This is a genomic window from Pseudomonas batumici, assembly GCF_036585405.1.
Classification (GTDB): Bacteria; Pseudomonadota; Gammaproteobacteria; order Pseudomonadales; family Pseudomonadaceae; genus Aquipseudomonas; species Aquipseudomonas batumici.
Window position 1 is genome coordinate 3,840,421 of sequence record NZ_CP144470.1, and the last position, 23,621, is coordinate 3,864,041.

The window sequence follows — 23,621 nt, forward strand, 5'->3', positions numbered from 1 at the left end:
TCAGATCTGCGTGGCCAGGCCTTCGACGTTCATCGCCGCCTGGCGCAACGCTTCGGAGCGGGTCGGGTGCGGGTGGCAGGTGAGGGCGATGTCTTCGGCCGAGGCGGAAAACTCCATGGCCACGCAGTACTCGCCGATCATCTCGCTGACACTCGGGCCCACCAGATGGACACCAAGGACTTCGTCGGTCTGCGCGTCGGCCAGGACCTTGGCGAAACCCTCGGTCTCGTGATTGATCTTGGCCCGGCTGTTGGCGCTGAAAGGGAATTTTCCCACCTTGTAGGCGCGGCCTTCGGCCTTGAGCTGTTCTTCGGTCCTGCCGACACTGGCCAGCTCCGGTCGGGTGTAGATCACGCTGGGGATCAGCGCGTAGTTGACTTCACCGGCCTTGCCGGCGATCTGCTCGATGCAGGCCATGGCCTCGTCTTCGGCCTTGTGGGCGAGCATCGGGCCGCTGGTGACATCGCCGATTACCCAGATCCCCGCCGCTTCGGTGCGATGGCCCTGGTTCGCCAGCAGGCCGCGCTGGTCGGTGGAAAGTCCCACGGTTTCCAGTCCAAGTCCGTGGGTGAAGGGGCGACGACCGATGGCCACCAGCACGTAGTCGGCGTCGATCAACTGCGCTTCGCCACCGGCTGCCGGTTCCAAACGCAATTGGACAGCGGTCGCGGAGCTGCTGGCGCGGGTGACCTTGGACCCCAACAGGAAGCTGATGCCTTGTTTGCTCAAGGAGCGTTGCAGGATCTTGCCGGCTTCCACGTCCACGCCAGGGCAGATACGGTCCAGGTATTCCACCACGGTGACCTGGCTACCCAGCCGGCGCCATACCGAACCCAATTCCAGGCCGATGACCCCGGCCCCGATCACCACCAGATGCTTGGGCACCTCAGGCAGCGACAGCGCGCCGGTGGAGTCGAGGATGCGCCGGTTGTCGATCTCGACGCCCGGTAGCGGTGTCGGCTCGGAGCCGGTGGCGATCACGATGTCCTTGGCCTGCAAGGCGATCTCGCTGCCGTCGGCGGCGCGTACCAGCACCTTGCCAGGGCCGGCGATCCGCCCCCAGCCCTTGATCCACTCGACCTTGTTCTTGCGAAACAGGTATTCGATGCCCTTGGTCAGCCCGGCCACGCTCTCGTCTTTCTGTTTCATCATCTGCGTGAGGTTGAGAGCGGGCTTGACCTCGATCCCGAGATTGGCGAATTCATTGCCCATGGCCGCCTCATAGAGCTCGGAAGCGTGGAGCAGGGCCTTGGACGGCATGCAGCCGACGTTCAGGCAGGTCCCGCCGAGGGTGGCGCGGCCCTCCACGCAGGCGACCTTCAAGCCCAACTGGCCGGCGCGAATGGCGGCGTTGTAGCCCCCGGGTCCGCCCCCGATGATGACGACGTCGTAGCTGCTCATGACTGTTCTCCTGCGAGACACCAGGTTGAGGAAGAAGGACAAAGGTCGGTGTCATAAAATATTATGATAATAATATTGTCCCTGCGCACAACCTTGGTCAAGGCGTCAGGCGTCAATGGCATCCTGAAAGCACCACGTCACCTGGAGGGATTTTTGCTGCTGCCTGTTCGAGCCGGATCTTCCAGAAAGGTTGTGTAGGGATACGTCGAGTCGGCGTGGAAATTGATCCGCCGCCCTCGGACGGTGATCCATTGCGGGTCGGCCTTTATGCAAAGTGTCTGACCGCTTTTGAAGGTGAGTCGGTGAATCTGTTGATTGTTTTCCCGGCTGATTTCATGACTGATCAAGTCCAGCAGATTGCTCAGGCCCAAGGGAGAGCCCGGTTGATTGATGGTCAGGCAACTGGAAGTATCTGCGGCAGCGGCAGTCCCCAGTGGCTGCTGAAAATAATGGTACTCACTCACGGTATGGCTCATGGCGGCTCCGTCGCTCAAGTGTGCGCGCTGAGTGTTGGGTATGTTATTAGTCGGCAGCGAGCACAGGGGTCAAGTGTGTTAAGGGTGAGGCATATAGTTATAAGTTATCTGGCCTCGTGACGTTTTAAGGCGCACGAGGATAAATAAGATTTCAGGGTTTTGAGCCGTCTATTCAACGGGTTGGGCGCGCTGCGGAACCGTTGCCAGACGCTTTTCAATACTGGGAGTTACGAAGGTTTTTAATGAATGGGCATGGACTATTCAAAGTCAGTGGGATGTTAGTCATTGCCAGGACGCCAATCAAGTCACGCAGATGTTGAATTTTGTTACATGAGTACCCGGTTAGTGAGTGATAACTTTTCGGGTTGTTTCGAGTAGTGGGACGACAGATAAAACAGTGTCAGTGTTTTCCGTGTTGTCAGATTAATTTATAGACGGAATTAAACCGTTCAGGCGGCGCTTTCATTATTCGCTGTTTGGATATTTTTGTTATGTCGTAACGTAATGCTTCAATAGGCCACTTCCCTTGCCGGGCCGCCGGGTGACGCTCCAGCAGATGAGGGGGAGAGGCGCCGACGAGGGCTTATTTTCGAAAAAATTTGCAAGGACCTGTAACGGCCGGCATCGACCGCTCTCTAGTGGCATGTCGAGACTGAACATTCCGTTCGGACCGATCCCCTAACGCACTTCGAGGATAAGAACCATGTCGATCAAAACCGCCGCTGCCGGTGCCGCACTCGCTCTCGCCGCCGCCACCCTGTTTGCCGGTGTCGTGACCCAGGCATCGGCTGCCGACGCCCAGGTTCACTGCTATGGCGTCAACGCCTGCAAAGGCCAGAACGACTGCAAGACCAAGGATCACGCCTGTAAAGGCATGGGCTCCTGCAAAGGCCAGGGCTTCAAGGTCATGACCAAGTCGGCTTGCGACAAAGCCGGCGGCAAAGTCGGCGAATAAGCGACGACCGAGTGCTCCCGCAGCGGTCGGCCCCCCATGCCGCTGCGGACACTTTCGCAAGGAGTCCAGCATGTCCGTTTCCCGTCCCTGCCTGGGTTATGGCCTGGGTTTGCGCAGTCACTATCACCAGGAAATCCTCGAACAGTCGCCCGCGGTGGACTGGTTCGAGATCGTTTCCGAGAATTACCTGGTCCAGGGCGGCAAAGCGCTGTATTACCTGGATGCCATCGCCGAGCGTTATCCGCTGGTGATGCATGGCGTGTCGCTGTCCATCGGCGGGCCCCATGCCCTCGATGGGGAGTACCTCAAACAACTCAAGCAGTTGGCCGGGCGGGTCAATCCCGCGTGGATTTCCGACCACCTGTGCTGGAGCCGCGGCAATGCTCATCAGTTGCATGACCTGCTGCCGCTGCCTTACACCGAAGAAAGCCTGTACTACGTCGCGGCCCGCGTCCGCCAGGTGCAGGACGTGCTGCAACAGCCGCTGGTGCTGGAGAATGTCTCCAGTTACGTGCGTGCCGCGGCCGATGAGTTTTCCGAGTGGGAGTTTCTTGAAGCCCTGAGTCGCCTGAGCGACTGCGAGCTGCTGCTGGATGTGAACAATGTCTATGTCAGCGCACGCAATCACGGTTTCGATCCCTGGAGCTTTATCCACAGCCTGCCGGCGCACAAGATCCGTCAATTGCACCTGGCCGGGCATGCCGATTATGGCGACTACGTGATCGACACCCATGATCACCCGGTCTGTGATCCGGTCTGGGCGCTCTATCAGCGGACCCTCGAACACCTGGGGCCGGTGGCGACCTTGCTGGAGCGTGACGATCACTTCCCGCCGTTGGCCGAGTTGGTGGACGAACTGGACAAGGCCCGTGAGTTGGGCGGTATTGCCTTGGCGCGGAGGTCGTTATGCGCCTGAATGACTGGCAACTGGCGTTCGAAGACTACCTGCTGGGAGAAGACGCCACGGCCGACGCAGCATTGGGCGCCAGCCTGATCGGCGGGCCGAGCCTGGGTGTCGAGACCGGTCTTGCCATCTACCACAACGCCTATCGTGCCCGCTTGCAGGAAACCCTGCGCAGCGACTTTCCCACGGTCCGGCACTGGCTGGGTGACGATGAGTTCGATGCACTGACCGCGATCTACCTGCGGGAATGTCCATCGTCCCATTACAGCCTGCGCTGGCTGGGAGCCGGGTTCGAAGCGTTCGTCCTGCGCCACCTGGTGCCGGAGCAGGGCGCGCCCCTGGCGGAACTGATTCGCCTGGAATGGGCCTTTACCCTGGCCTTCGATGCCTTGCCGGGCGAGCCCCTGACCCTGGAGGCCATGGCCAGCCTGCCGGCCGAGGCCTGGCCGATGCTGCGGCTTGAGCAAGTGCCCAGTGTCCAGTGGCTCGATGGCCGCTTCAACAGCCTGGCGATGTGGCGGGCGGTGAAGGCCGAAACGGCATTTCCCGATAGTCTCGAACTGGAACAGCCGCAGGTTTGCCTGGTCTGGCGTGCCGGCCTGGTGTGCCAGTATCGCAGCCTTGAGCCGGCCGAAGCCCACGCCTTGAACGGCATGCTGCAGGCGGGTTGGAGTTTCGCCGAACTGTGCGCCGAGCTGGCGGGCAGTCTGGGGGAGGGTGCACCCTTGCAAGCGGTCAGTTGGCTCAAGCAATGGGTGAATGACGGCCTGGTTTGCCAATGCCACGCGCTTTGACGCGATCATTTCCCCGCCGGGCGGTGGCGGGCAAACCCATAGTTCGAGTCTATTCTCTCCATAGGCTGACAGTTCCCGCGAATGCGCTACCCTTAATTCAGACGTCTGAAACAAGGGGGATTACTGATGCTCGCGCAACTTCCACCGGCCTTACAGAATCTTCAGCTACCGCTTCGCCTGAGACTCTGGGACGGCCACGAATTCAATCTTGGGCCGACGCCCAGTGTCACGATCGTTGTGAAGGACCCGCAACTGGTCGCGCAATTCACCCGCCCCACGCTGGACCTGCTGGGCAGTGCCTTCGTTGAAGGCAAGTTGGAACTCGAAGGGTCGATCAGCGAAGTCGTGCGGGTCTGCGACGAGTTGAGCCAGGCATTGCTGGAGGATGAAGGGGACAATCTTCCGGTGCGCCAGGCCCACGACAAGGAAACCGACGCCGCCTCCATTTCCTACCATTACGACCTCTCCAACGCCTTCTACCAGCTCTGGCTGGACCGCGAGATGGTCTATTCCTGCGCCTACTTCGAACGCGATGACGCCACCCTCGAAGAAGCCCAGCAAGCCAAGTTCCGTCACCTGTGCCGCAAGCTGCGCCTGCAGCCGGGCGAGTACCTGCTGGATGTCGGCTGCGGTTGGGGCGGGCTGGCCCGCTATGCGGCGCGGGAGTTCGGGGTCAAGGTGTTCGGTATCACCCTGAGCAAGGAACAGCTGGCGCTGGCGAAGGAGCGGGTCGCCGCCGAGGGCCTGCAGGACAAGGTCGACCTGCAACTGCTGGATTATCGCGACCTGCCCCAGGACGGTCGCTTCGACAAGGTGGTCAGCGTCGGCATGTTCGAACATGTCGGCCATGCCAACCTCAAGCAGTACTGCAAGATCCTGTTCGGAGCCGTGCGCGAAGGCGGCCTGGTGATGAACCATGGCATTACCGCCAAGCATACCGACGGGCGTCCGGTGGGACGCGGTGCCGGCGACTTCATCGATCGTTATGTGTTCCCCAATGGCGAGTTGCCGCATGTGTCGATGATTACCGCGCACATCAGCGAGGCTGATCTGGAAGTGGTCGACGTGGAGAGCCTGCGCCTGCACTACGCGCGCACCCTGGGGCAGTGGAGCCAGCGCCTGGAAAACAACCTCGAGGCGGCGAGCCACGAGGTGCCGGAACGGGCCCTGCGGATCTGGCGGCTGTACCTGGCCGGTTGCGCCTACGCCTTCGAAAAAGGCTGGATCAACCTGCACCAGATCCTGGCGGTGAAACCCTTCGCCGACGGCAGTCACAACCTGCCCTGGACCCGCGCCGATATTTATCGCTGAGGCGTCTGCCAGCGGATGGGCAACGGGTCGGCCAGTTCATTGCGCTCCAGGCGGAAGCTGCCGTGCTGGGGAGCAATGTTCTGGTCCGAAGGCAGGTGTGCCTGTTGCTGGAACACACCGGTATTCTTGTCGAAGGCCAGATCATGAAGGGCGACATTGCCATACCAGTCGCTGGATGGCAGCGAGATGTAGCTGATGGCGTACTGGCTGTCGCTGAACTGGCCTTTGACGACGTAGACGCCGTAGTGTTCTTCCCCCGGCGAGACGATCTTGTAGAGGCCGTTGTCGTAGTAATACAGCGTCGCCTCCTTGAAGGGCTTGTCCTTGTACAGCACCTCGTAGGTCAGGTGGTGAATGTAGCTGGGCTTGCCGAACTCGACGTTGAGCGACGGTGCCGCGCTCGCTTGGGCAACGCCGAGGCTCAAGAGCAGTCCCATTAAGGTGGATTTCATCGTTATACCTTCCGTTGGTTTGAGAAACGTCCAGCTTAGAAGAACTTCCCGCCCTTCGTAGCGCATTACGATGATTTCAGACCATTCCTGCCAGCCTCGAGAATCTATCCTTCATGCCGGCTACAAAATCGGCGAGATCAACCGCGCGACCCGCATGCCGAGCTGTTGCAGGCGATGGGTCTGCCGGCTTTCCTCCTTGGCCACCTCATGGGCCAGGGCAAAGTCCTGCTCCAGCATGCGTTCCACTTCCTGGGCAAAGGCCTCGTCCACGGTCAGCAACATCAGCTCGAAATTCAGCCGGAACGAGCGGTTGTCCAGGTTCGCACTGCCGATGGCGCTGATTTCGTTGTCCACCAACACCACTTTCTGATGCAGGAAACCGGGACCGTAGCGGAACACCCGGACGCCGGCGCGCACCGCTTCGAAGGCGTACAGGCTGGAGGCGGCGTAGACGATGCGGTGGTCGGGGCGTGACGGCAGGAGCAGGCGCACATCCACGCCGCGCAGCACCGCCAGGCGCAGGGCGGCGAACACCGCTTCATCGGGGATGAAGTAGGGGCTGGTGATCCAGATCCGCTCCCGGGCCGAGTGAATGGCTTCGACGAAGAACAGCGAACAGGTTTCCACCGGGTCGGCCGGGCCGCTGGCGAGCAATTGGCAGAGCACGCCGTCGTCCGGGTAGGACTCCGGCAGGATCAGCGGCGGCAATTTGCGCGAGGCCCAGAACCAGTCTTCGGCGAACGATTCCTGCAGGCAGGCAACCACCGGGCCGCTCACCTGCACATGGGTGTCGCGCCAGGGCGACAGCGGCGGCATGGCCCCGAGGTACTCGTCGCCGACGTTATGCCCGCCGACGAATCCCACCAGGCCGTCGACCACCACCACCTTGCGATGATTGCGGAAATTCACCTGGAACCGGTTCAGCCAGCCGCTGCGGGTGGCGAACGCGCGGATCTGCACGCCGCCCTCGCGCAAGGTCTCGACGTATTCGTGGGGCAGGGCATGGCTGCCGATGCGGTCGTACAACACGTAGACCGCCACGCCTTCGGCGGCCTTTTCCAGCAGCCGTTTCTGCAGCAGTCGCCCGAGCTGGTCGTCATGGATAATGAAAAACTGCACGAGCACCGCTTCCCTGGCCTGCTCGATGGCCTGGAAAATCGCGTCGAAGGTCGTGTCGCCATTGACCAGCAACTGCACCTGGTTATTGGCCAGGCAGGGCATGCGTCCCAGTTTCGGCATCGCCCGCAGCGAGGTATAGGCCTGGGAACTGCGCGCCGCCAGGGCTTCCTCGACCCAGGGGCGCCAGTTCAGGTCGGCGATGGCCTTGCGCATTTCCACGTTGGCCTGGCGCCGGGCCTTGATATAGGCGTCGAAGGTACTGCGGCCGAAGACCAGGTAGGGAATCATTGTCAGGTAAGGGATGAACATCAGCGACAGGGCCCAGGCGATGGCGCCTTGGGCGGTGCGTACGGTCAACACGGCGTGGAGGGCGGCGATAAGGCCAAGGGAATGAATCAGGGCAATCAGGTAGCCGAAAATATGTGGGCCAAAATAATCCATGGGCGATCCTGCTCAAGTGTTTCTCAATGTCTAACAGACCATGTTCCGCCGTTATTGTCGCTATTTAATTATTGACGCAACCTCAGCATGATTCTGACGTCTAAGGCGAACCATTCTCTAGGAGCTATTCGATGAACCTTCGTCTGCCGAGCCTGGCCCTTGTCCTCGGCTCAATGATTCCCGTTGCCCAGGCGCAGGTGCTGCAACCGGGTTTGTGGGAGCTGACGTCCAGTAATGTGCAGGTCGAGAACCAGCAGCTGGATGTGGGCATGCTCATGGGCGTGCTGAAACAGAACACCACCCCGGAGCAGCGCGCGGCGCTGGAGAAGCAGGGGATCAACCTCGGGGGTGAGGGCGTACGGGTGTGCCTGACGCCGCAGCAGGTGGCATCCGAGTCGATTCCCCTGACCGATCCGCAATCGGGTTGCAACCAGCAGATCACCGAGCGCAACGGGCCGGATTGGAAATTCCGTTTCAGTTGTCCGAAGGCCCAGGGTGCCGGTGTGGCGCATTTCGTCAATGACCGTGAGTTCACCACCAAGGTCAGCGGGACCTTCAATGCCACCGGCATTCAGCAGAACGGCAGCATGGAAACCCGGGCGGTGTGGATGGGGCAGGATTGCGGGACGGTGAAGCCCCGGACCTGATCAAAAAGGACAGGGGGTCATGAGGTCGGTCGCTGAAACGCAGTTCAGGGAGTGGAGCATTAGCGGAGAAATTTCAGCGGCAGGCCCTGGCAGCTGTCGTGGATGCGTCCGGCATGCCAGGCCACCTGGCCGGACACCACTGTGGTGCTGACCCAATGGCGAAAGCGCCGCTCGACGAAGGGCGTCCAGCCGCATTGCGAGAGGAGCGGCTCGGCGCTCACCGGTCGCGACAGCGGTTCGCGATTCATCAGCACCAGGTCGGCCCAGTAGCCTTCACGCAGGTAGCCGCGGTCGGGAATTGCGAACAGGTCGGCGACCCGGTGGCTGGTCTTTTCCACCAGGGTGGTCAGCGGCAGGACCCGTCCGGCCACCAGCTCCATCAGCGCCGGCAGTGCATGCTGGACCAGCGGCAGGCCGGAAGGGGCTTCGCCATAAGGGCGCTGTTTTTCTTCCCAGGTATGCGGTGCGTGATCGCTGCCGATCACGTCCAGGCGGTTGCTCAGCAAGGCGTCGCGCAGGGCATCGCGATCCGACTGGTGCTTGATGGCCGGGTTGCATTTGATCAGGTTGCCCAGGCGCGGGTAGTCGCGGTCGTCGAACAACAAATGATGCAGGCAGACCTCGGCGCTGATGTGTTTCTCGCTGAGCGGCTTGTTCTCGAACAGCGCCAGTTCCCGTTCGGTGGTCAGGTGCAGGACGTGCAGGCGCGTGCCATGGCGCCTGGCCAGGTCCACGGCCAATGACGAGGAGCGATAGCAGGCCTCGGCATTGCGGATCAACGGGTGGGCGGCGGGGGGGATGACACCGCCGAACAACTCCCGCAGGTTCTCCTCCCGGGCCTTGATGGTAGGCGTGTGCTCGCAGTGCGCGAGGAGAATCGTCGGCACTTCGGCGAACAGCCGTTCCAGCACCCGTGGATCGTCCACCAGCATATTGCCGGTGGACGCGCCCATGAACACCTTGACCCCGGCCACGCTCGTCGGATCGAGGGCGGCGATGGTGTCGAGGTTGTCGTTGCTTACACCGAAGTGGAAGCCGTAGTTGGCCACCGAGCTCCGGGCCGCTCGGCGCTGCTTGTCGACCAGGGCGTCGAGGGTCAGGGTCGCCGGCTGGGTGTTGGGCATGTCCATGTAGCTGGTGATACCACCGGCCACCGCCGCTCGGGACTCGCGGTAGAAACTGCCCTTGGCCGGCGCGCCGGGATCGCGGAAATGCACCTGGTCGTCGATCATGCCGGGCAAAAGCCATTGGCCTTCCGCATCGATTTCCAGGTCGGCGCTGGCGCTGTGGATCTGTGTGGCCAGGGTGTCGATACGGCCATTGATGACCCGGATATCGGCGTCGAATTCACGCCCCTCGTTCACCACGCGGGCGTTGCGGATCAGCAGGCTGCTCATGCTCAGAACTCGTTTTGCAGGGCCTTGTAGCCGCGTACCAGGTCAACGTTGGTTCGCGCCACGTCTTCGGAAAACTCCGAGGCGCTGACACTCACTGGCGGGAACTGCGCCAGGTCGGTGCCCGGGCCGATGCGGGTGGTGGAGGGCACGTAGAAGTCCGCCGGCAGGTCGCGACCGTCCACCACCGAGTTGTGTCGCACCACGCTGCCGTTACCCACCGCGCAGTTGAACAGCACGCTGTTGAAGCCGATGAACACTCGGTCACCCACGGTGCAGGGGCCATGGACGATGGAACGGTGGGCGATGGAGGTGAACTCGCCGATGGTCACCGCCGCACCGGATTTGGAGTGGATCACCACGCCGTCCTGGATATTGGAGTTGGCACCGATGACGATGGGGTCCATCTCGCCCTGGGCATTGACCTCGTCGGCGCGGATGACCGCGTAGGGGCCGACGAAGACGTTTTCACCGATGACCACCTTGCCGCAGATGATCGCGGTCTTGTCCACGTAGGCGGACTCGGCGATCAGCGGCAGGTCGCCGGAAGGATTCTTGCGGATCATGAAGCGTTCTCCTCAGGTGCGCTGATGACATGCACTTCGCCGCTGTTGTGTTGCTGGGGGATGACGGCGATCAGCCCGGCGTAGTGCCACGGCAGTGCATCGAGCACTGCCGCAAGGGGCCGGCGGCTACCCAGGGCGGCGCTCTCCAGATCGAGCATCGACAAGGGTGGCCGCAGGGTTATTTGCTCAGCGCCGCATGCAGGGTGTTCATGTTGTATTCGAACAGGCCGGTAAAGGTGCTGGCCGGGCCTTCGGCGGCCAGGGCGTCGGAATACAGGGTGCCGCCGATCTGCGCGCCGCTTTCGTCGGCGATCTGCTTGAGCAGACGGGCGTCCTTGATGTTTTCCATGAACACGGCCTTGACCTTGTCCTTGCGGATCTGGGTGATCAGCGTGGCGACTTCGGCGGCGGACGGCTCACGTTCGGTAGATAGGCCCTGTGGCGCCATGAACTGGATGCCGTAGGCCTGGCCCAGGTAGCCGAAGGCGTCATGGGAGGTGACGATGCGACGATTGCCGGCCGGCAGGTTGCCGAGCTTGACCTTGGCTTCGGCCAGCAGGCGGTAGATCTCTTTCAGGTAGGTCTGGCTGTTACGGGTGTAGTCGTCCTTGTTCGCCGGGTCGACTTTGATCAGCGCCTTGGTGATGTTGTTCACATACAGCTCGGCGTTGGCCAGGTTGTGCCAGGCGTGGGGGTCGGGAATGGTTTCGCCGTCTTCTTCCATGGTGTGGGAGATCACGCCCTTGCTGGCGGTGACCACCGGTGCCTTGGTCTCGGTGCTGGTCACCAGGCGGTCGAGCCAGGGTTCGAAGCCCAGGCCGTTCTTGACGATCAGCTTGGCGTTGAGCAGGGCCTTGGCGTCATCCGGCGTCGGCTCGTAGGTGTGGGCGTCGGCATCCGGGCCGACCATGCCGATGACCTCGATATGATCGCCGCCGATCTGTTGGGTGATGTCTCGCAGAATGCTGAAGCTGGCGACCACCGGGAGCTTGTCCGCCGCCTGGGCGGTGGACAGGTTCAGGGACAAGGCCAGCACGGAGCTGAACAGCACGAGTAGAGCGCGCATCGGATGACACCTCATTGGGACGTTAGCGAAGGCGGGCGGCGCAGCAGGCCGTGCACCGGGCCGAAGATCACGGACAGCAGGTAAAAGCCGCCCGCGACCAGCACGATGGAGGGCCCGCTGGGCAGCGAGTAGTAGAACGACAGCAATAATCCGAGGCTGACCGAGACGCAGCCGATCAGTGCGGCGATCGCCATCAACACCGGCAGGTTGCGGCTCCAGAAGCGCGAGGCGATCGCCGGCAGCATCATCAGGCCGACCACCATCAGGGCGCCGATGGCCTGGAAGCCGATCACCAGGTTCAACACCACCAGGGTCAGGAACACGCCGTGGGCCAGGGGGCCAAGGCGGCTGACGGTTTGCAGGAACAGCGGGTCGAGGGTGTCCAGCAGCAGCGGGCGGTAGATGATCGCCATCAGCACCAAGCTGATGCCGCAGACCCAGAGCATGCCGGTGAGGGTCGGGCCGTCAACCGCCAGGGCCGAGCCGAATAGCAGGTGCAGCAGGTCCAGGCGCTTGCCGGCGATGCCGAGGAGCAGCACGCCGCTGGCCAGGGAAATCGGGTAGATCGCCGCGAGGCTGGCATCCTCCCGTAGTCCGGTTCGGCGGGTGATCCAGGCCGAGAGCCCGGCCATGCCCATGCCCGCGCCGAGGCCGCCGAGGGTCAGGGCCGGCAGGCTCAGGCCGGCGATCCAGAAACCCACCGCGGCGCCCGGCAGAATGCCGTGGGCCACCGCATCGCCAATCAGGCTCATGCGCCGCAGGATCAGGAACACCCCCAGCGGCGCGGTGCTGCAGGCCAGCACCAGCCCGCCGAGCAAGGCCCGGCGCATGAAGACGAAATCCTGGAACGGTTGCCACAGGTGGCTGGCGAACATCAGCATCAGGCTACCTGCGTATTGGGTTGTTGCTGGATCAGCTGGGTGCTGGGGGCCAGGGTGCAGCCGCTGTTTTTGATCAACAGGGCGTTGGGGATGTGCTGGCGCACGGCGGCGAGGTCGTGGCAGACCACCACCAGGGTGCGACCTTCGGCGTGCCAGGCATGGATGTGTTTCCACAGCAGGGCCTGACCCTCCTCATCGAGGGCGGCATGGGGTTCGTCGAGCAACAGGATCGGTGCCGAAGCCAGGCTCAGTCGTGCGAGCAGGGCACGTTGCAACTCGCCGCCGGACAGGGCCATCAGCGGGCGCTGTTCCAGTCCGCCGAGGTGCCAGTCTTCGAGCACGGCTTGCAGGCGTTCACTACGCTGCTGTGGGGTTTGCTTGATGCCCCAGAACCCGGCGGCCACCAGCTCTTGCAGGCTGATGGGAAACTGGCGGTCGAGGTGCTGTTGTTGTGGCAGGAACGACAGACTGCCGCGCCGTGGAACATCCAGCGTCACTTTACCGGCCAGGGGCTTTTGCAGCCCGGCGATGACTTTCAACAGGCTGCTTTTACCGGTGCCATTGGCGCCGATCACGGCGGTCAGGCTGCCGGCGGCCAGTTCGAAATCCACGGCGGGAGTCAGGGGCTGGCCCGGGGCGCCCCAGCGCAGGCCCTGGCAGCGGATCATGCCTGCCTCCAGTTCCAGCGGCTTTCGGCCACGGCGTCATGGGCGTGCAGGCTTTCGGCGTGGACCACCCGCAGGTGGAAAGCGCTGACTGCGTCCGAACGCTTGAGCGCCAGGTTGAGGCGGCGTGCCGCGTCTTCGCAGAACATCAGGTTCTGGCCGTTGGCGAGGGCGAAGGCTTGTTCGTCGGCGCGTTTCACGGCGGTCTGCACGGCGGTACCGAGGGCGGCCTCGGCTTCGTTGATCAGCGCCTCGAGAGGAAACCGACCGATTTTTTCATCTAAACGAATCTGCAATTGTGCAATGCTGCGCTGGCTGTGAGGTGTGGCGACGACGCCCTGACCGCCAAGCCAGCCCAGGATGTCACTGTGCTCCAGGGGCTTGTCGGCGAAGTCATCGATGAATTGCTGTTGGATCAATTGCCGGGCGAGGGCTGCCGAGCACGGGCAGGTGGAGGAGTAGGCCACGTCAATTTTTAGTTCCACGTGGAACACTCCGTTTTTCAGTTCGGCTAACACACTGACTGGATAGGTTTTCCAGCCGGCCAGCGGACTGACCAATGCCGGGCGTTTGAGCAGCAGGTCGGTATGGATGCGTAGGTAAGCGTTGCTGGAGAGTCCGTCGTGGCTGCCGAGAAACTGTTGTAACGTTTCTCGGATCAGATCGGGCGTCAGATCTTCCTGCTCCAGTCGTTCCAGGGCCAGGTACAGACGTGACATATGAATGCCTCGCGCTTCGCCATCGTCGAGGCTCACGCCTGCATCAGCCTTGGCGCTGAGACGCTGGCTGTCAATCGAGACCGGGAGAGCAATGCCGCACATGCCCACCCACTCGAGGGGCAAGGCTTGCCGGGATGACTGCGCGGCGATATCCGGCAGCGTCAACGCATTCATGAGCAGGTCCATCGTCGGAAATAGAATGACATGTTATATTATAACTTTTAAATCGACGATGCTTTTTTTGCTGGGTTTACACAGCGACAACGCGTACGAACACTCCCTTATTTGCGGTACCTGTCATGCATAGACGTCAGTTGCTCAACTTTTTATTGGCCAGTGCGGCGGTTCTGCCGTTCGGCTTGTCGGCGGCGCAGATCCAGAATGCGCGGCTGTGGCGCGATGGCAACAAGCTGCGGCTGGTGCTGGATCTCAGCGGTCCGATTCAATACAAGACCTTTTCCCTGACCGCGCCCGAGCGGCTGATCATCGACCTGAGCGGCGCCAAGCTCACGGGCGATTTCCGACAATTGGCTCTGGGCAACACGGTGATCCGCTCGATCCGTTCCGGGCATTTCGGCCAGGGCGATACGCGGATCGTCCTCGACCTGGCCAGCCCGGTTCAGCTCAACAGCTTCCTGTTGCCGCCCGAGGGCGCGCAGGGTCATCGCCTGGTACTCGACCTGACCAGCAATGGCGGCGCCGCCGTGGCCCCGGCCACCCTGGCGGCGGCTCCGGCGGTTGCAGCGCCGCCGCCCGTGCGGCATGAAGCGGCCAGCGGCAAGGCCCACCCCAAGCGCGACATCATGGTGGTGGTCGATCCCGGCCATGGCGGCAAGGACCCGGGGGCGGTGGGTTCGAAGGGCGAGCGTGAGAAAGACGTGGTGCTGTCGATTGGCCGACTGTTGGCCAAGCGCCTCAAGCGCGAGAAAGGCTTCGATGTGCGCCTGGTGCGCAACGACGACTTCTTCGTACCCCTGCGCAAACGGGTGGAGTTCTCCCGCAAGAACAAGGCCGACATGTTCATCTCGGTGCACGCCGACGCCGCGCCACGTATCACCGCCTCGGGAGCTTCGGTGTTCGCCCTGTCCGAAGGCGGCGCGACATCCACCACGGCGCGGTTCATGGCCCAGCGCGAAAACGGTGCCGACCTGTTGGGCGCGCAGAGCCTGCTCAATCTCAAGGACAAGGACCCGATGCTGGCCGGGGTGATTCTCGACATGTCGATGAACGCCACCATCGCCTCCAGCCTGCAACTGGGACACAGTGTGCTGGGCAGCCTGGAAGGCATCACCACCTTGCACCAGAAGCGCGTAGAACAGGCCGGTTTCGCGGTGTTGAAGTCGCCGGACGTGCCGTCGATCCTGGTCGAGACCGGTTTCATCTCCAATGCCCGCGACAGCCAGCGGCTGGTGACGGCGCGGCATCAGCAGGCGATTGCCGATGGTTTGTTCGAGGGCTTGAAGCGCTACTTCGAGAAGAACCCGCCAGCGGACAGCTATATCGCCTGGCAGCAGCAGATGCAGGAGGGGCTGGTCTAGCACCCCACCATCCGGTCGCAGACGAACTTCTTGCTCAACCCGCCTGAACTGGAAAAGCGGTTCTGGGTGGTCCAGCCCACCCGCCGGCTGTAACCGACCCAGGCCTCACCGTCCGAGGCAATCCCGGTGAAGAACGTCAACTGCCCATAGCGGCTGCTGGTCTGCGCCCAGTAGCGCTTGCCGATCACTTCAAAACCTTGCAGGTAAATCGTATTGCCCTGGGTGGCGACGCCATAGGCGTTGCCCAGCCCATCCTTGCACGACAGCAGGTTGGCGCTGCGGGTGCAGTTGGTCTGGGGGGCGGCAGGCACCTGGGCCTGGGCGTTCGCCGCCAGCAGCAACAGGGCCGACAGCAGATGGTTCAGGACAGGGCGCATCGGCATTCTCGTCAACGGGATCGACGCCAGCATTACGTTCTTCGTCGTGGCGAGCAAGCGGAGGATTGGATTATTTGCATTGTTATAATATAACATTAAATAAATTCCAGGCCCCGACCCTGCCATGAACGGGCGCTTTGACCCGGCCGACCTGATGAGGAAACCCCCATGACCCAACGTCTACCCGTGACCGTGCTGTCCGGCTTTCTCGGCGCCGGTAAAAGCACCCTGCTCAATTACGTGCTGCGCAATCGCGAAAACCTGCGGGTGGCGGTGATCGTCAACGACATGAGCGAGATCAATATCGACGGCAGTGAGGTCCAGCGCGACGTCAGCCTCAACCACGCCGAGGAAAAGCTCGTCGAGATGAGCAACGGCTGCATCTGCTGCACCTTGCGTGAAGACTTGCTGGAAGAGGTCGGCAAGCTGGCCCGCGACGGTCGTTTCGATTACCTGCTGATCGAATCCACCGGCATTTCCGAGCCGCTGCCGGTGGCCGAGACCTTTACCTTCCGTGATGAAGACGGCCAGAGCCTGGCGGATATCGCCCGGCTCGACACCATGGTCACGGTGGTCGACGGCATGAACTTCCTGCTCGACTACCAGGCGGCCGAAAGCCTCGCCTCCCGTGGCGAAACCCTGGGCGAAGAGGATGAGCGCTCCATCACCGACCTGCTGATCGAGCAGGTCGAGTTTGCCGATGTGATCCTGATCAGCAAGATCGACCTGATCAGCAGCCGCGAACGCGAGGAGTTGATGGCGATTCTGCAGCGTCTGAACGCACAGGCGGAAATCCTGCCTATGGTGATGGGCGAGATCCCGCTGGCGAAGATCCTCGACACCGGCCGTTTCGACTTCGAGCGCGCGGCCCAGGCGCCGGGTTGGTTGCAGGAGCTGCGCGGCGAGCATGTGCCGGAAACCGAGGAGTACGGCATTGCCTCCACGGCGTACCGGGCAAGGCGGCCGTTTCATCCCGAGCGGTTTTTCGACTTTATCAACCAGCCCTGGGTGAACGGCAAGCTGCTGCGCTCCAAGGGCTTCTTCTGGCTGGCCAGCAAGTATCAGGAGGCCGGCAGCTGGTCCCAAGCCGGCGGCTTGATGCGCCATGGCTTTGCCGGGCGCTGGTGGCGTTTCGTGCCGAAACAGCATTGGCCGCAGGATCAGGAGAGCAGCGCGGCGATCATGCAGCACTGGACTCCCGAGACCGGTGATTGCCGGCAGGAACTGGTGTTTATCGGGCAGAACATCGACTTCGCGCAGCTTACCGAGCGGTTGGACAGCTGCTTGTTGAGCGATGAAGAAATGGCCCTGGGGGTCGAGGGTTGGGGCGCAATGCCCGATCCGTTTGGTGCCTGGCATGACGAGGAGGCGGCCTGATGCTGGCGCCACGCTGGAAGGCCTTGCCGACGATTCGGCAGGTACAGGGCGAAGCCCCTACGGTGCTGGGCGAGATTCTCGACGAGGGGGTCAACCTGGCGGTCTGGCAGCGCCGGTTGCCGGGGCATATTGCCGATTTCGCGACCTTGCTGTTGTCGTTGGGCGAGCCGCTGGCCGAATCCCTGAGCCTGGAGATGCCGGACGACGAAGCACAGCCGAACCTGTACGGCCTGGCCTCGGGGTTTCGTGACCTGGAGGGGTATGAGGGGTTCTTGAGTGACGTGTCCTGGCTGGTCAGTGCCTATGCCTGTCTGCTCGGCGCGCGGCGGATCGGCCTGCGCCTGCGGGTGCTGGACAAGGCGATGTGCCCGCGCTTTCACGTCGACCATGTACCGGTGCGGTTGATCACCACCTACGCGGGGGTGGGGAGCCAGTGGCTGGCGGAAGGGGCGATCGACCGTCGGCAACTGGGCAATCCGGCGGCGGAGCCCGGCGATCCCGCGTTGATCCGCCAGGTGGGCAGTGGCGCGGTGGCGCTGCTCAAGGGCGAGCGCTGGCACGGGAATGAAGGCTTTGGCCTGGTGCATCGTTCGCCGCCGGTGCCGGAGGGTGAGCGGCGGTTGATCCTGACGCTGGACTGGTTGGCCTGATCAGGGGATTTGCCACTGGCCCTGGCTTTGCGTCTCACAGAATGGCTTGAGGTAGGCCGCATCGCCCGCCACGCCGTAATAGTGGATATTCTGCCGGTAAGGCATATTGGCCACCTGCGCGTTGCTGCACACGCCGAACGAACCGCCCGGGCATTGCTCGAGGTACTCGACCTCGACCTTCTGCCCCGGCAGGTTCGGTTGGCAGAAGCCGTCGCTGAACAGCTTGGCCGGGATATTGATGTTTTCCTGGCAGACTTTGACGTCCAGCCGCTGCGCATGGCTGTGCACCACACAGGCCTGCGCCAGCACCTGGCTTGAACCGAACAGCAACGCCAGGCAGATCAGGCGCATCATGCTTTCATCTCTTTAAGACCCACGGCCCTCTATGTTGCAGAACATTCCCACCCATGTCATCGCCGGCCCCCTGGGCGCGGGCAAGACCAGTCTGATTCGGCACTTGCTGGCGCAAAAGCCGCAAGGCGAGCGCTGGGCGGTGCTGATCAACGAATTCGGCCAGATCGGCCTGGATGCCGCGCTGCTGACCCGGGACGAGCAGGGTATCGCACTGGGCGAAGTGGCAGGCGGTTGTGTCTGCTGCGTCAACGGTGCGCCGTTCCAGGTGGGACTGACGCGGCTGTTGCGCAAAGCGCGGCCGGACCGGCTGTTTATCGAGCCCTCCGGGTTGGGGCATCCGGTGCAGATTCTCAAGCAACTGGCCGAGGCGCCCTGGTTGGGCGTGCTGGCCTTGCAGCCGTGCGTGCTGGTGCTGGACGCGCGGGCGCTGGCGGCGGGCAAGCCGTTGCCGGACTCGCAACAGGAGGCGCTGGGATTGGCGGGGCTACGGGTGTTGAACAAGTCTGAAGGGTTGGACCCGGTTGAACGGCAACGGGTGCTGGCGCGGCTACCCGCAGGGCCGGTGCACTGGACGGAGCAGGGGGTGTTGGGGTTGGCCGAGCTGCTCGCCCTGGATAGCGGCCATCCCGAGCAGGTTCACACCTACGTTGATATCACGCCCCCTGTCGGCGCGCCGGTCAATGCACCCTTGCCAGCCATCTGGACCGACCCGGCACAACCGATCTGCCTGGATCAGACACAAGACGGCAACTGGAGCATCGGCTGGCGCTGGCACCCGAGCCAACGGTTCGATACGGAAAAACTCCAGCGCTGGCTGTCCGACCTGGACTGGCTTCGCGCCAAACTGGTTATCCACAGCCCGGACGGCTGGGTTTCCGCCAACGCTGTGGATAACTCCACGGCGCAGTGGCAGCCCAGCGAATGGCGGCGGGATTCCCGTGTTGAGCTGATCTTCGCTGAAAAGCAGGCTATCGAGCTGCTAAAGGCCGGAATGGAGCATTGTCGTTTATAGGAACCGACAGGCTCTATCGTCGCCGTTCAGCGCCGCGAATTATTGTGGTCCTTGCCATGATCCTGGCGCCATTGACTCAACTCGATCACTTCGGCGCTATGCAGCTCCGGCTTGGCCTCGAACGGGTAGGGTGCCAGCTCGATATGGGCACTGTGGGGGCCGAACTGGGTAATGGTCCCGGCGTGACGCTGCTCGCCGGTGACGGTGAACTCGAAATTGTAGATCCGCGCCAGGCGCCGCCGGCCATGGGCGTCACGGACAAAGCCGATGCGCTTGAGGGCGACGTTGCCATCGAGCAGCTCGATGTCGAGCTTGGCGCAATGCTGCTTGACCCGCTCCAGCGCCCGCTCGCGCAGGCCATGGTTGTGCCAGAGCCAGGCAGCACCGGTCGCCAGCAACATCAGCACGAACATATTTCCCAGGGTCAGCATGAACGCCACTCCAACAAAGTCAGCTCAGCTTAACTGGCTCCCCGGCCTGTCGTACAGGCTCCGTTTAGTCGCATACTGAGTGGCTTGAATCCACTGGCCCTTCTGGAATACGGAATGAAACGCACTCCCCATCTGCTCGCCATTCAATCCCACGTGGTTTTCGGTCATGCCGGCAACAGTGCCGCGGTGTTTCCCATGCAGCGGCTCGGGGTCAATGTCTGGCCGCTGAACACCGTGCAGTTCTCCAACCATACCCAATACGGGCAGTGGGCGGGCGAGGTGCTGGCGCCGCAGCGGATTCCCGAACTGGTCGAGGGGATCGCCGCCATCGGTGAACTGGGCCACTGCGATGCGGTGCTGTCCGGGTACCTCGGCAGCGCGTCCCAGGGGCGGGCGATACTCGGCGCGGTGGCGCGGATCAAGGCGGTCAATCCGAATGTCCTGTACCTGTGCGACCCGGTGATGGGGCATCCGGAGAAAGGTTGCAGCGTGCCGGCCGAGGTCAGTGATTTCCTGCTGGAAGAAGCGGCGACCATGGCCGATTTTCTCTGCCCCAACCAGCTCGAGCTCGACAGCTTCTGCGGGCGCACGCCGCATTCCCTGTTCGATTGCCTGGCCATGGCCCGCAGCCTGCTGGCACGGGGGCCGAAGGCGGTGCTGGTCAAGCACCTGGCCTATCCGGGCAAGCCTGACGAGAGCTTCGAGATGCTGCTGGTCACCGCCGAGGGCAGTTGGCACCTGCGCCGACCCTTGCTGGCGTTCCCGAAGCAGCCGGTGGGCGTGGGCGACCTGACCTCGGGGTTGTTCCTGGCGCGGGTGCTGCTGGGCGACAGCCTGGTGGCGGCATTCGAGTTCACCGCCTCGGCGGTGCATGAGGTGCTGCTGGAAACCCAGGCCTGTGGCAGCTACGAACTGGAGCTGGTGCGGGCCCAGGATCGCATTGCGCATCCGCGGGTGCGTTTCGAGGCGGAGTCGATCAGCCTCTGATCAGCGTGTGTGGGAGCGGTGCTCCCACACAAACCCTCAGGGCGCGTCGGCCTTGATTTCCTGGTAGCGCTTCTCCAGCTCCTGGCGAATCTGCCGACGCTGTTGCGCCTGCGCATAGCGACGCTTGTCTTCGCTGTTCTGCGGCTGCAACGGCGGCACTGAGGCCGGCTTGCGCTGGTCGTCGACCGCGACCATGGTGAAGAAACAGCTATTGGTGTGGCGCACCGAACGCTCGCGAATATTCTCCGTCACCACCTTGATGCCAACCTCCATGGAGGTGTTGCCGGTGTAGTTGACCGAGGCCAGGAAGGTCACCAGCTCGCCGACATGGATCGGCTCGCGGAAAATCACCTGGTCCACCGACAGGGTCACCACATAACGACCGGCATAACGGGCCGCACAGGCATAGGCCACTTCATCCAGGTACTTGAGCAGGGTGCCGCCGTGGACATTGCCAGAAAAGTTGGCCATGTCCGGGGTCATCAAAACAGTCATCGACAGCTGGGCGTTTCCGGGTTCCATAGCACGCTCACGGTAGGGTAGGCAGGGATTGGCTCAAGCACCTCTACGGGCGCTTCCTTCATTTTCACAGACACTCGATAACGGGACGCCGGCGATCGGGCCATCGTCACGCTTCAAGGGATCTGTTTCTACATATTGCACCGGCTTTTTGTCGGAAGTCGCGGTGTTAACCTTCAGAAAGCCATGCCATAGAAGACTCTCACACCAGGAACGGTGATTACCGACAGCTCAAAAAGCTGTTGCAGGGCCGCTTTCCGAACAGCAAGGAGCGCCACGTCATGCATGCCATCAGTTTTATCCAGGACCTGGCCGTGATCATGCTGGTGGCCTGCGTGGTGACCATTCTCTTCCATCGCTTCAAGCAACCGGTGGTGCTCGGCTACATCGTCGCCGGCTTCATCATCGGGCCCCACACGCCGCCCTTCGGCCTGATCCACGACGAAGACACCATCAAGACCCTGGCCGAGCTGGGGGTGATTTTCCTGATGTTCTGCCTGGGCTTGGAGTTCAGCCTGGGCAAGCTGTTCAAGGTCGGTGCCACGGCGTTTATCGCGGCGTTCCTGGAAATCGTGCTGATGATCTGGATCGGCTACGAAATCGGCCGCTGGTTTGACTGGAACACCATGGACTCGCTGTTCCTCGGCGCGATCCTGGCCATTTCCTCGACCACCATCATCGTCAAGGCGCTCAACGACCTGAAGATGAAGAACCAGCGCTTCGCCCAGCTGATTTTCGGGGTGCTGATCGTCGAGGACATCCTCGGTATCGGCATCATCGCCTTGCTATCGAGCATCGCGCTCAGCGGTAGCGTGAGCTCGGGCGAGGTGTTCTCCACCGTGGGCAAGCTGTCGCTGTTCATGATCGTCGCCCTGGTGGTCGGCATCCTGCTGGTGCCACGGCTGTTGGCCTACGTCGCTCGCTTCGAGAGCAACGAAATGCTGCTGATCACCGTGCTGGGTCTGTGCTTCGGCTTCTGCCTGCTGGTGGTCAAGCTGGAATACAGCACGGTGCTGGGCGCTTTCCTGATTGGCGCGATCATGGCTGAGTCCCGGCAATTACTGAAAATCGAGCGCTTGATCGAGCCTGTTCGCGATCTGTTCAGCGCGATTTTCTTCGTCGCCATTGGCTTGATGATCGACCCGGCGATCCTGCTGGATTATGCCTGGCCGATTGCCGTGATCACCGTGGCGGTGGTGCTGGGCAAGATGATGTCCTGCGGGTTGGGGGCGTTTATTGCCGGCAACGATGGGCGTACTTCGTTGCGGGTGGGAATGGGGCTGTCGCAGATCGGCGAGTTCTCTTTCATTATCGCGGCGCTGGGGATGACCTTAAAGGTCACCAGTGACTTCCTGTATCCGGTCGCGGTGGCGGTCTCGGTGATGACCACGCTGCTCACACCCTATCTGATCCGCGCGGCGGATCCGCTGTCGCTCAAGCTGGCGGCGGTTATGCCCCGGCGTCTGGCGCGGGTGTTCGGCCTCTACGGCGAGTGGCTGCGCAGTATCCAGCCCCGGGGCGAGGGTGCGTTGCTGGCGTCGATGATCCGGCGGATTCTGTTGCAGGTGGGGGTCAACCTGGCGCTGGTGGTGGCGATTTTCCTGGGCGGTGCTTTCTTCGCGGCGCCGATTGCCGACTATCTGGGCAGTTGGGTCAATGAGCCGGGCTGGCATAAGGCCCTGATCTGGGGCGGGGCGTTGCTGGTGTCATTGCCATTCCTGATCGCGGCGTACCGCAAGCTCAAGGCCTTGTCGATGCTGTTGGCGGAGATGGGGGTCAAGGCCGAGGTGGCGGGGCGGCACACCCAGCGAGTCAGAAGGGTGATCGCCGAGGTCATTCCAATCGTGTCGCTGCTGGTGATTTTCCTGCTGCTGTCGGCGCTGTCGGCGAGCATCTTGCCGACCAGCGAGCTGCTGGTGTTGATCGCGGTGGTCGCGGCGGCGGTGGCGGCCGTGCTGTGGCGCTGGTTTGTCCGCGTGCATACGCGGATGCAGGTCGCCTTGCTGGAGACGCTGGAGCACAAGAGCGATTCGGCGGGGCACTGAGGCCCAGGCGCCGATGCTCCTACAGGGGGGCGATGGCGGTCGTGAGCGGATCAGCTTTCCAGCCAGACATCCCGCGCCCAGTGCCACACCGATTCCCAGGACTCTTCGGTGATCAGCTCTTCCTCGCCGGACCACAGCACCACGGTGCCGTCTTCCTCGACGCAGTAGTAGTCGTTACCGTCCTGGCAGATCGGGATCAGGTCCCGCGGCACCCCGGAGTCCCAGGCGTTGGCCGCTACCTCGGGCAGGTAGGTGTGCGACTGCGGATCGGTGACGGTCACCGGTTCCAGGCTGCCATAGACCACGTCACTGACGGTCAGCAGGAATTCCTTGAAAACGAAGGGGATGTTGATGAACAGCTCCTCTTCGATTTCTACCAACTGATCCTCGTCGGGCAACTCCAGGGGCACCGGTACGGGTTCGTTGGCTTCACGCAATTGTTCAATGACTTCTTCCACGGCCTCAATCCTCTTGCTTCATGGCGCGGTTCGTATCCCGGGTCTTATACAGTAGCTTGCAAAAAGTACAATTGTGAAATGC

26 protein-coding genes and 1 pseudogene are annotated in these 23,621 nt (G+C 62.4%); 11 read left to right on the plus strand and 16 right to left on the minus strand.

Annotated features, from left to right (window positions below):
* Both lpdA and NUH87_RS17335 read right to left on the minus strand, forming a co-directional pair.
* On the minus strand, positions 1-1,401 hold the full coding sequence (gene lpdA, locus NUH87_RS17330) for a dihydrolipoyl dehydrogenase (RefSeq protein ID WP_338521986.1): 1,401 nt from the start codon (positions 1,399-1,401) through the stop codon (positions 1-3).
* Between the two features lie 137 nt (positions 1,402-1,538).
* A complete protein-coding gene (locus NUH87_RS17335; protein WP_338521988.1) occupies positions 1,539-1,877 on the minus strand; it encodes a hypothetical protein in 339 nt (112 codons plus the stop codon).
* A 703-nt stretch (positions 1,878-2,580) separates the two neighbouring features.
* On the opposite strand from NUH87_RS17335, the gene NUH87_RS17340 reads away from it, so the two are divergent.
* The 4 genes from NUH87_RS17340 (at position 2,581) to cfaB (ending at position 5,841) form a co-directional block, all read left to right on the plus strand.
* Positions 2,581-2,832 carry a membrane protein gene (locus tag NUH87_RS17340; RefSeq protein ID WP_040071832.1) on the plus strand — a complete coding sequence of 84 codons (252 nt, stop codon included), beginning with the start codon at positions 2,581-2,583 and terminating at the stop codon, positions 2,830-2,832.
* 70 nt (positions 2,833-2,902) lie between these two features.
* Positions 2,903-3,748: a DUF692 domain-containing protein gene (locus NUH87_RS17345; RefSeq protein WP_338521991.1), complete on the plus strand. Its 846-nt coding sequence runs from the start codon at positions 2,903-2,905 to the stop codon at positions 3,746-3,748.
* Positions 3,739-4,530, plus strand: coding sequence for a DNA-binding domain-containing protein (locus tag NUH87_RS17350; RefSeq protein ID WP_338521993.1), 792 nt, complete (start codon positions 3,739-3,741; stop codon positions 4,528-4,530). Before NUH87_RS17345 ends, NUH87_RS17350 begins: the two co-directional genes overlap by 10 nt.
* Positions 4,531-4,656: 126 nt before the next feature.
* A complete protein-coding gene (gene cfaB, locus NUH87_RS17355) occupies positions 4,657-5,841 on the plus strand; it encodes a C17 cyclopropane fatty acid synthase CfaB (protein WP_338521995.1) in 1,185 nt (394 codons plus the stop codon).
* Here the strand turns inward: cfaB and NUH87_RS17360 are convergent.
* Both NUH87_RS17360 and cls read right to left on the minus strand, forming a co-directional pair.
* Complete coding sequence (locus tag NUH87_RS17360) at positions 5,832-6,293, minus strand: hypothetical protein (RefSeq protein ID WP_338521997.1); 462 nt, start codon at positions 6,291-6,293, stop codon at positions 5,832-5,834. The genes cfaB and NUH87_RS17360 overlap by 10 nt on opposite strands.
* A 120-nt stretch (positions 6,294-6,413) precedes the next feature.
* A complete protein-coding gene (cls, locus tag NUH87_RS17365) occupies positions 6,414-7,853 on the minus strand; it encodes a cardiolipin synthase (protein ID WP_338521999.1) in 1,440 nt (479 codons plus the stop codon).
* Between the two features lie 131 nt (positions 7,854-7,984).
* Between cls and NUH87_RS17370 the strand changes: the two genes are divergently transcribed.
* A complete protein-coding gene (locus NUH87_RS17370) occupies positions 7,985-8,500 on the plus strand; it encodes a DUF3617 domain-containing protein (protein ID WP_338522001.1) in 516 nt (171 codons plus the stop codon).
* Positions 8,501-8,559: 59 nt separating this feature from the next.
* Here NUH87_RS17370 and NUH87_RS17375 read toward each other — a convergent pair whose 3' ends face one another.
* From NUH87_RS17375 to folE2, 7 genes and pseudogenes are all read right to left on the minus strand, one after another.
* Positions 8,560-9,897, minus strand: coding sequence for a dihydroorotase (locus NUH87_RS17375; RefSeq protein ID WP_338522003.1), 1,338 nt, complete (start codon positions 9,895-9,897; stop codon positions 8,560-8,562).
* Between the two features lie 2 nt (positions 9,898-9,899).
* On the minus strand, positions 9,900-10,460 hold the full coding sequence (locus NUH87_RS17380; protein WP_338522005.1) for a carbonate dehydratase: 561 nt from the start codon (positions 10,458-10,460) through the stop codon (positions 9,900-9,902).
* Between the two features lie 20 nt (positions 10,461-10,480).
* Positions 10,481-10,618 (minus strand): annotated as a pseudogene (locus NUH87_RS17385) (phosphoribosyl-AMP cyclohydrolase); the annotation flags it as partial.
* A 20-nt stretch (positions 10,619-10,638) separates the two neighbouring features.
* The gene (locus NUH87_RS17390; protein ID WP_040071825.1) at positions 10,639-11,526 is read right to left on the minus strand and encodes a metal ABC transporter substrate-binding protein; all 888 of its coding nucleotides are present in this window, start codon (positions 11,524-11,526) and stop codon (positions 10,639-10,641) included.
* Between the two features lie 11 nt (positions 11,527-11,537).
* Positions 11,538-12,404, minus strand: coding sequence for a metal ABC transporter permease (locus tag NUH87_RS17395; protein WP_338526844.1), 867 nt, complete (start codon positions 12,402-12,404; stop codon positions 11,538-11,540).
* A gap of 2 nt (positions 12,405-12,406) precedes the next feature.
* Positions 12,407-13,075: a metal ABC transporter ATP-binding protein gene (locus NUH87_RS17400; RefSeq protein WP_338522008.1), complete on the minus strand. Its 669-nt coding sequence runs from the start codon at positions 13,073-13,075 to the stop codon at positions 12,407-12,409.
* Positions 13,072-13,965, minus strand: a complete 894-nt coding sequence (folE2, locus tag NUH87_RS17405; protein WP_338522010.1) for a GTP cyclohydrolase FolE2 — start codon at positions 13,963-13,965, stop codon at positions 13,072-13,074. Before folE2 ends, NUH87_RS17400 begins: the two co-directional genes overlap by 4 nt.
* Positions 13,966-14,090: 125 nt before the next feature.
* Between folE2 and NUH87_RS17410 the strand changes: the two genes are divergently transcribed.
* Positions 14,091-15,329, plus strand: a complete 1,239-nt coding sequence (locus NUH87_RS17410; protein WP_338522012.1) for an N-acetylmuramoyl-L-alanine amidase — start codon at positions 14,091-14,093, stop codon at positions 15,327-15,329.
* Here NUH87_RS17410 and NUH87_RS17415 read toward each other — a convergent pair.
* Positions 15,326-15,706: a glutamine synthetase gene (locus tag NUH87_RS17415; RefSeq protein WP_338522014.1), complete on the minus strand. Its 381-nt coding sequence runs from the start codon at positions 15,704-15,706 to the stop codon at positions 15,326-15,328. The two genes, NUH87_RS17410 and NUH87_RS17415, sit on opposite strands and share 4 nt — an antisense overlap.
* A gap of 168 nt (positions 15,707-15,874) precedes the next feature.
* On the opposite strand from NUH87_RS17415, the gene zigA reads away from it, so the two are divergent.
* Both zigA and NUH87_RS17425 read left to right on the plus strand, forming a co-directional pair.
* Complete coding sequence (zigA, locus tag NUH87_RS17420) at positions 15,875-17,083, plus strand: zinc metallochaperone GTPase ZigA (protein ID WP_338522016.1); 1,209 nt, start codon at positions 15,875-15,877, stop codon at positions 17,081-17,083.
* Positions 17,083-17,733 carry a DUF1826 domain-containing protein gene (locus tag NUH87_RS17425; protein WP_338522018.1) on the plus strand — a complete coding sequence of 217 codons (651 nt, stop codon included), beginning with the start codon at positions 17,083-17,085 and terminating at the stop codon, positions 17,731-17,733. The genes zigA and NUH87_RS17425 overlap by 1 nt, the downstream gene beginning before the upstream one ends.
* Here the strand turns inward: NUH87_RS17425 and NUH87_RS17430 are convergent, their stop codons facing one another.
* The gene (locus NUH87_RS17430; RefSeq protein ID WP_338526846.1) at positions 17,734-18,084 is read right to left on the minus strand and encodes an NADH:ubiquinone oxidoreductase; all 351 of its coding nucleotides are present in this window, start codon (positions 18,082-18,084) and stop codon (positions 17,734-17,736) included. It lies immediately after the preceding gene.
* Positions 18,085-18,118: 34 nt separating this feature from the next.
* On the opposite strand from NUH87_RS17430, the gene NUH87_RS17435 reads away from it, so the two are divergent.
* Positions 18,119-19,099, plus strand: coding sequence for a CobW-like GTP-binding protein (locus NUH87_RS17435; RefSeq protein WP_338522020.1), 981 nt, complete (start codon positions 18,119-18,121; stop codon positions 19,097-19,099).
* A 26-nt stretch (positions 19,100-19,125) separates the two neighbouring features.
* Here the strand turns inward: NUH87_RS17435 and NUH87_RS17440 are convergent, their stop codons facing one another.
* Positions 19,126-19,530 (minus strand): DUF3301 domain-containing protein, encoded by a 405-nt coding sequence (locus NUH87_RS17440; protein ID WP_338522022.1) that lies wholly within the window; start codon positions 19,528-19,530, stop codon positions 19,126-19,128.
* A gap of 114 nt (positions 19,531-19,644) precedes the next feature.
* Between NUH87_RS17440 and pdxY the strand changes: the two genes are divergently transcribed.
* Positions 19,645-20,517, plus strand: a complete 873-nt coding sequence (gene pdxY / locus NUH87_RS17445; protein ID WP_338522024.1) for a pyridoxal kinase PdxY — start codon at positions 19,645-19,647, stop codon at positions 20,515-20,517.
* Between the two features lie 36 nt (positions 20,518-20,553).
* Here pdxY and NUH87_RS17450 read toward each other — a convergent pair whose 3' ends face one another.
* The gene (locus NUH87_RS17450; RefSeq protein WP_040071816.1) at positions 20,554-21,039 is read right to left on the minus strand and encodes an acyl-CoA thioesterase; all 486 of its coding nucleotides are present in this window, start codon (positions 21,037-21,039) and stop codon (positions 20,554-20,556) included.
* A gap of 278 nt (positions 21,040-21,317) precedes the next feature.
* Between NUH87_RS17450 and NUH87_RS17455 the strand changes: the two genes are divergently transcribed.
* Positions 21,318-23,081 (plus strand): cation:proton antiporter, encoded by a 1,764-nt coding sequence (locus tag NUH87_RS17455; protein WP_338522025.1) that lies wholly within the window; start codon positions 21,318-21,320, stop codon positions 23,079-23,081.
* A gap of 50 nt (positions 23,082-23,131) precedes the next feature.
* Here the strand turns inward: NUH87_RS17455 and NUH87_RS17460 are convergent, their stop codons facing one another.
* Positions 23,132-23,539, minus strand: a complete 408-nt coding sequence (locus tag NUH87_RS17460; protein ID WP_040071814.1) for an SMI1/KNR4 family protein — start codon at positions 23,537-23,539, stop codon at positions 23,132-23,134.
* Positions 23,540-23,621: the final 82 nt, after the last annotated feature.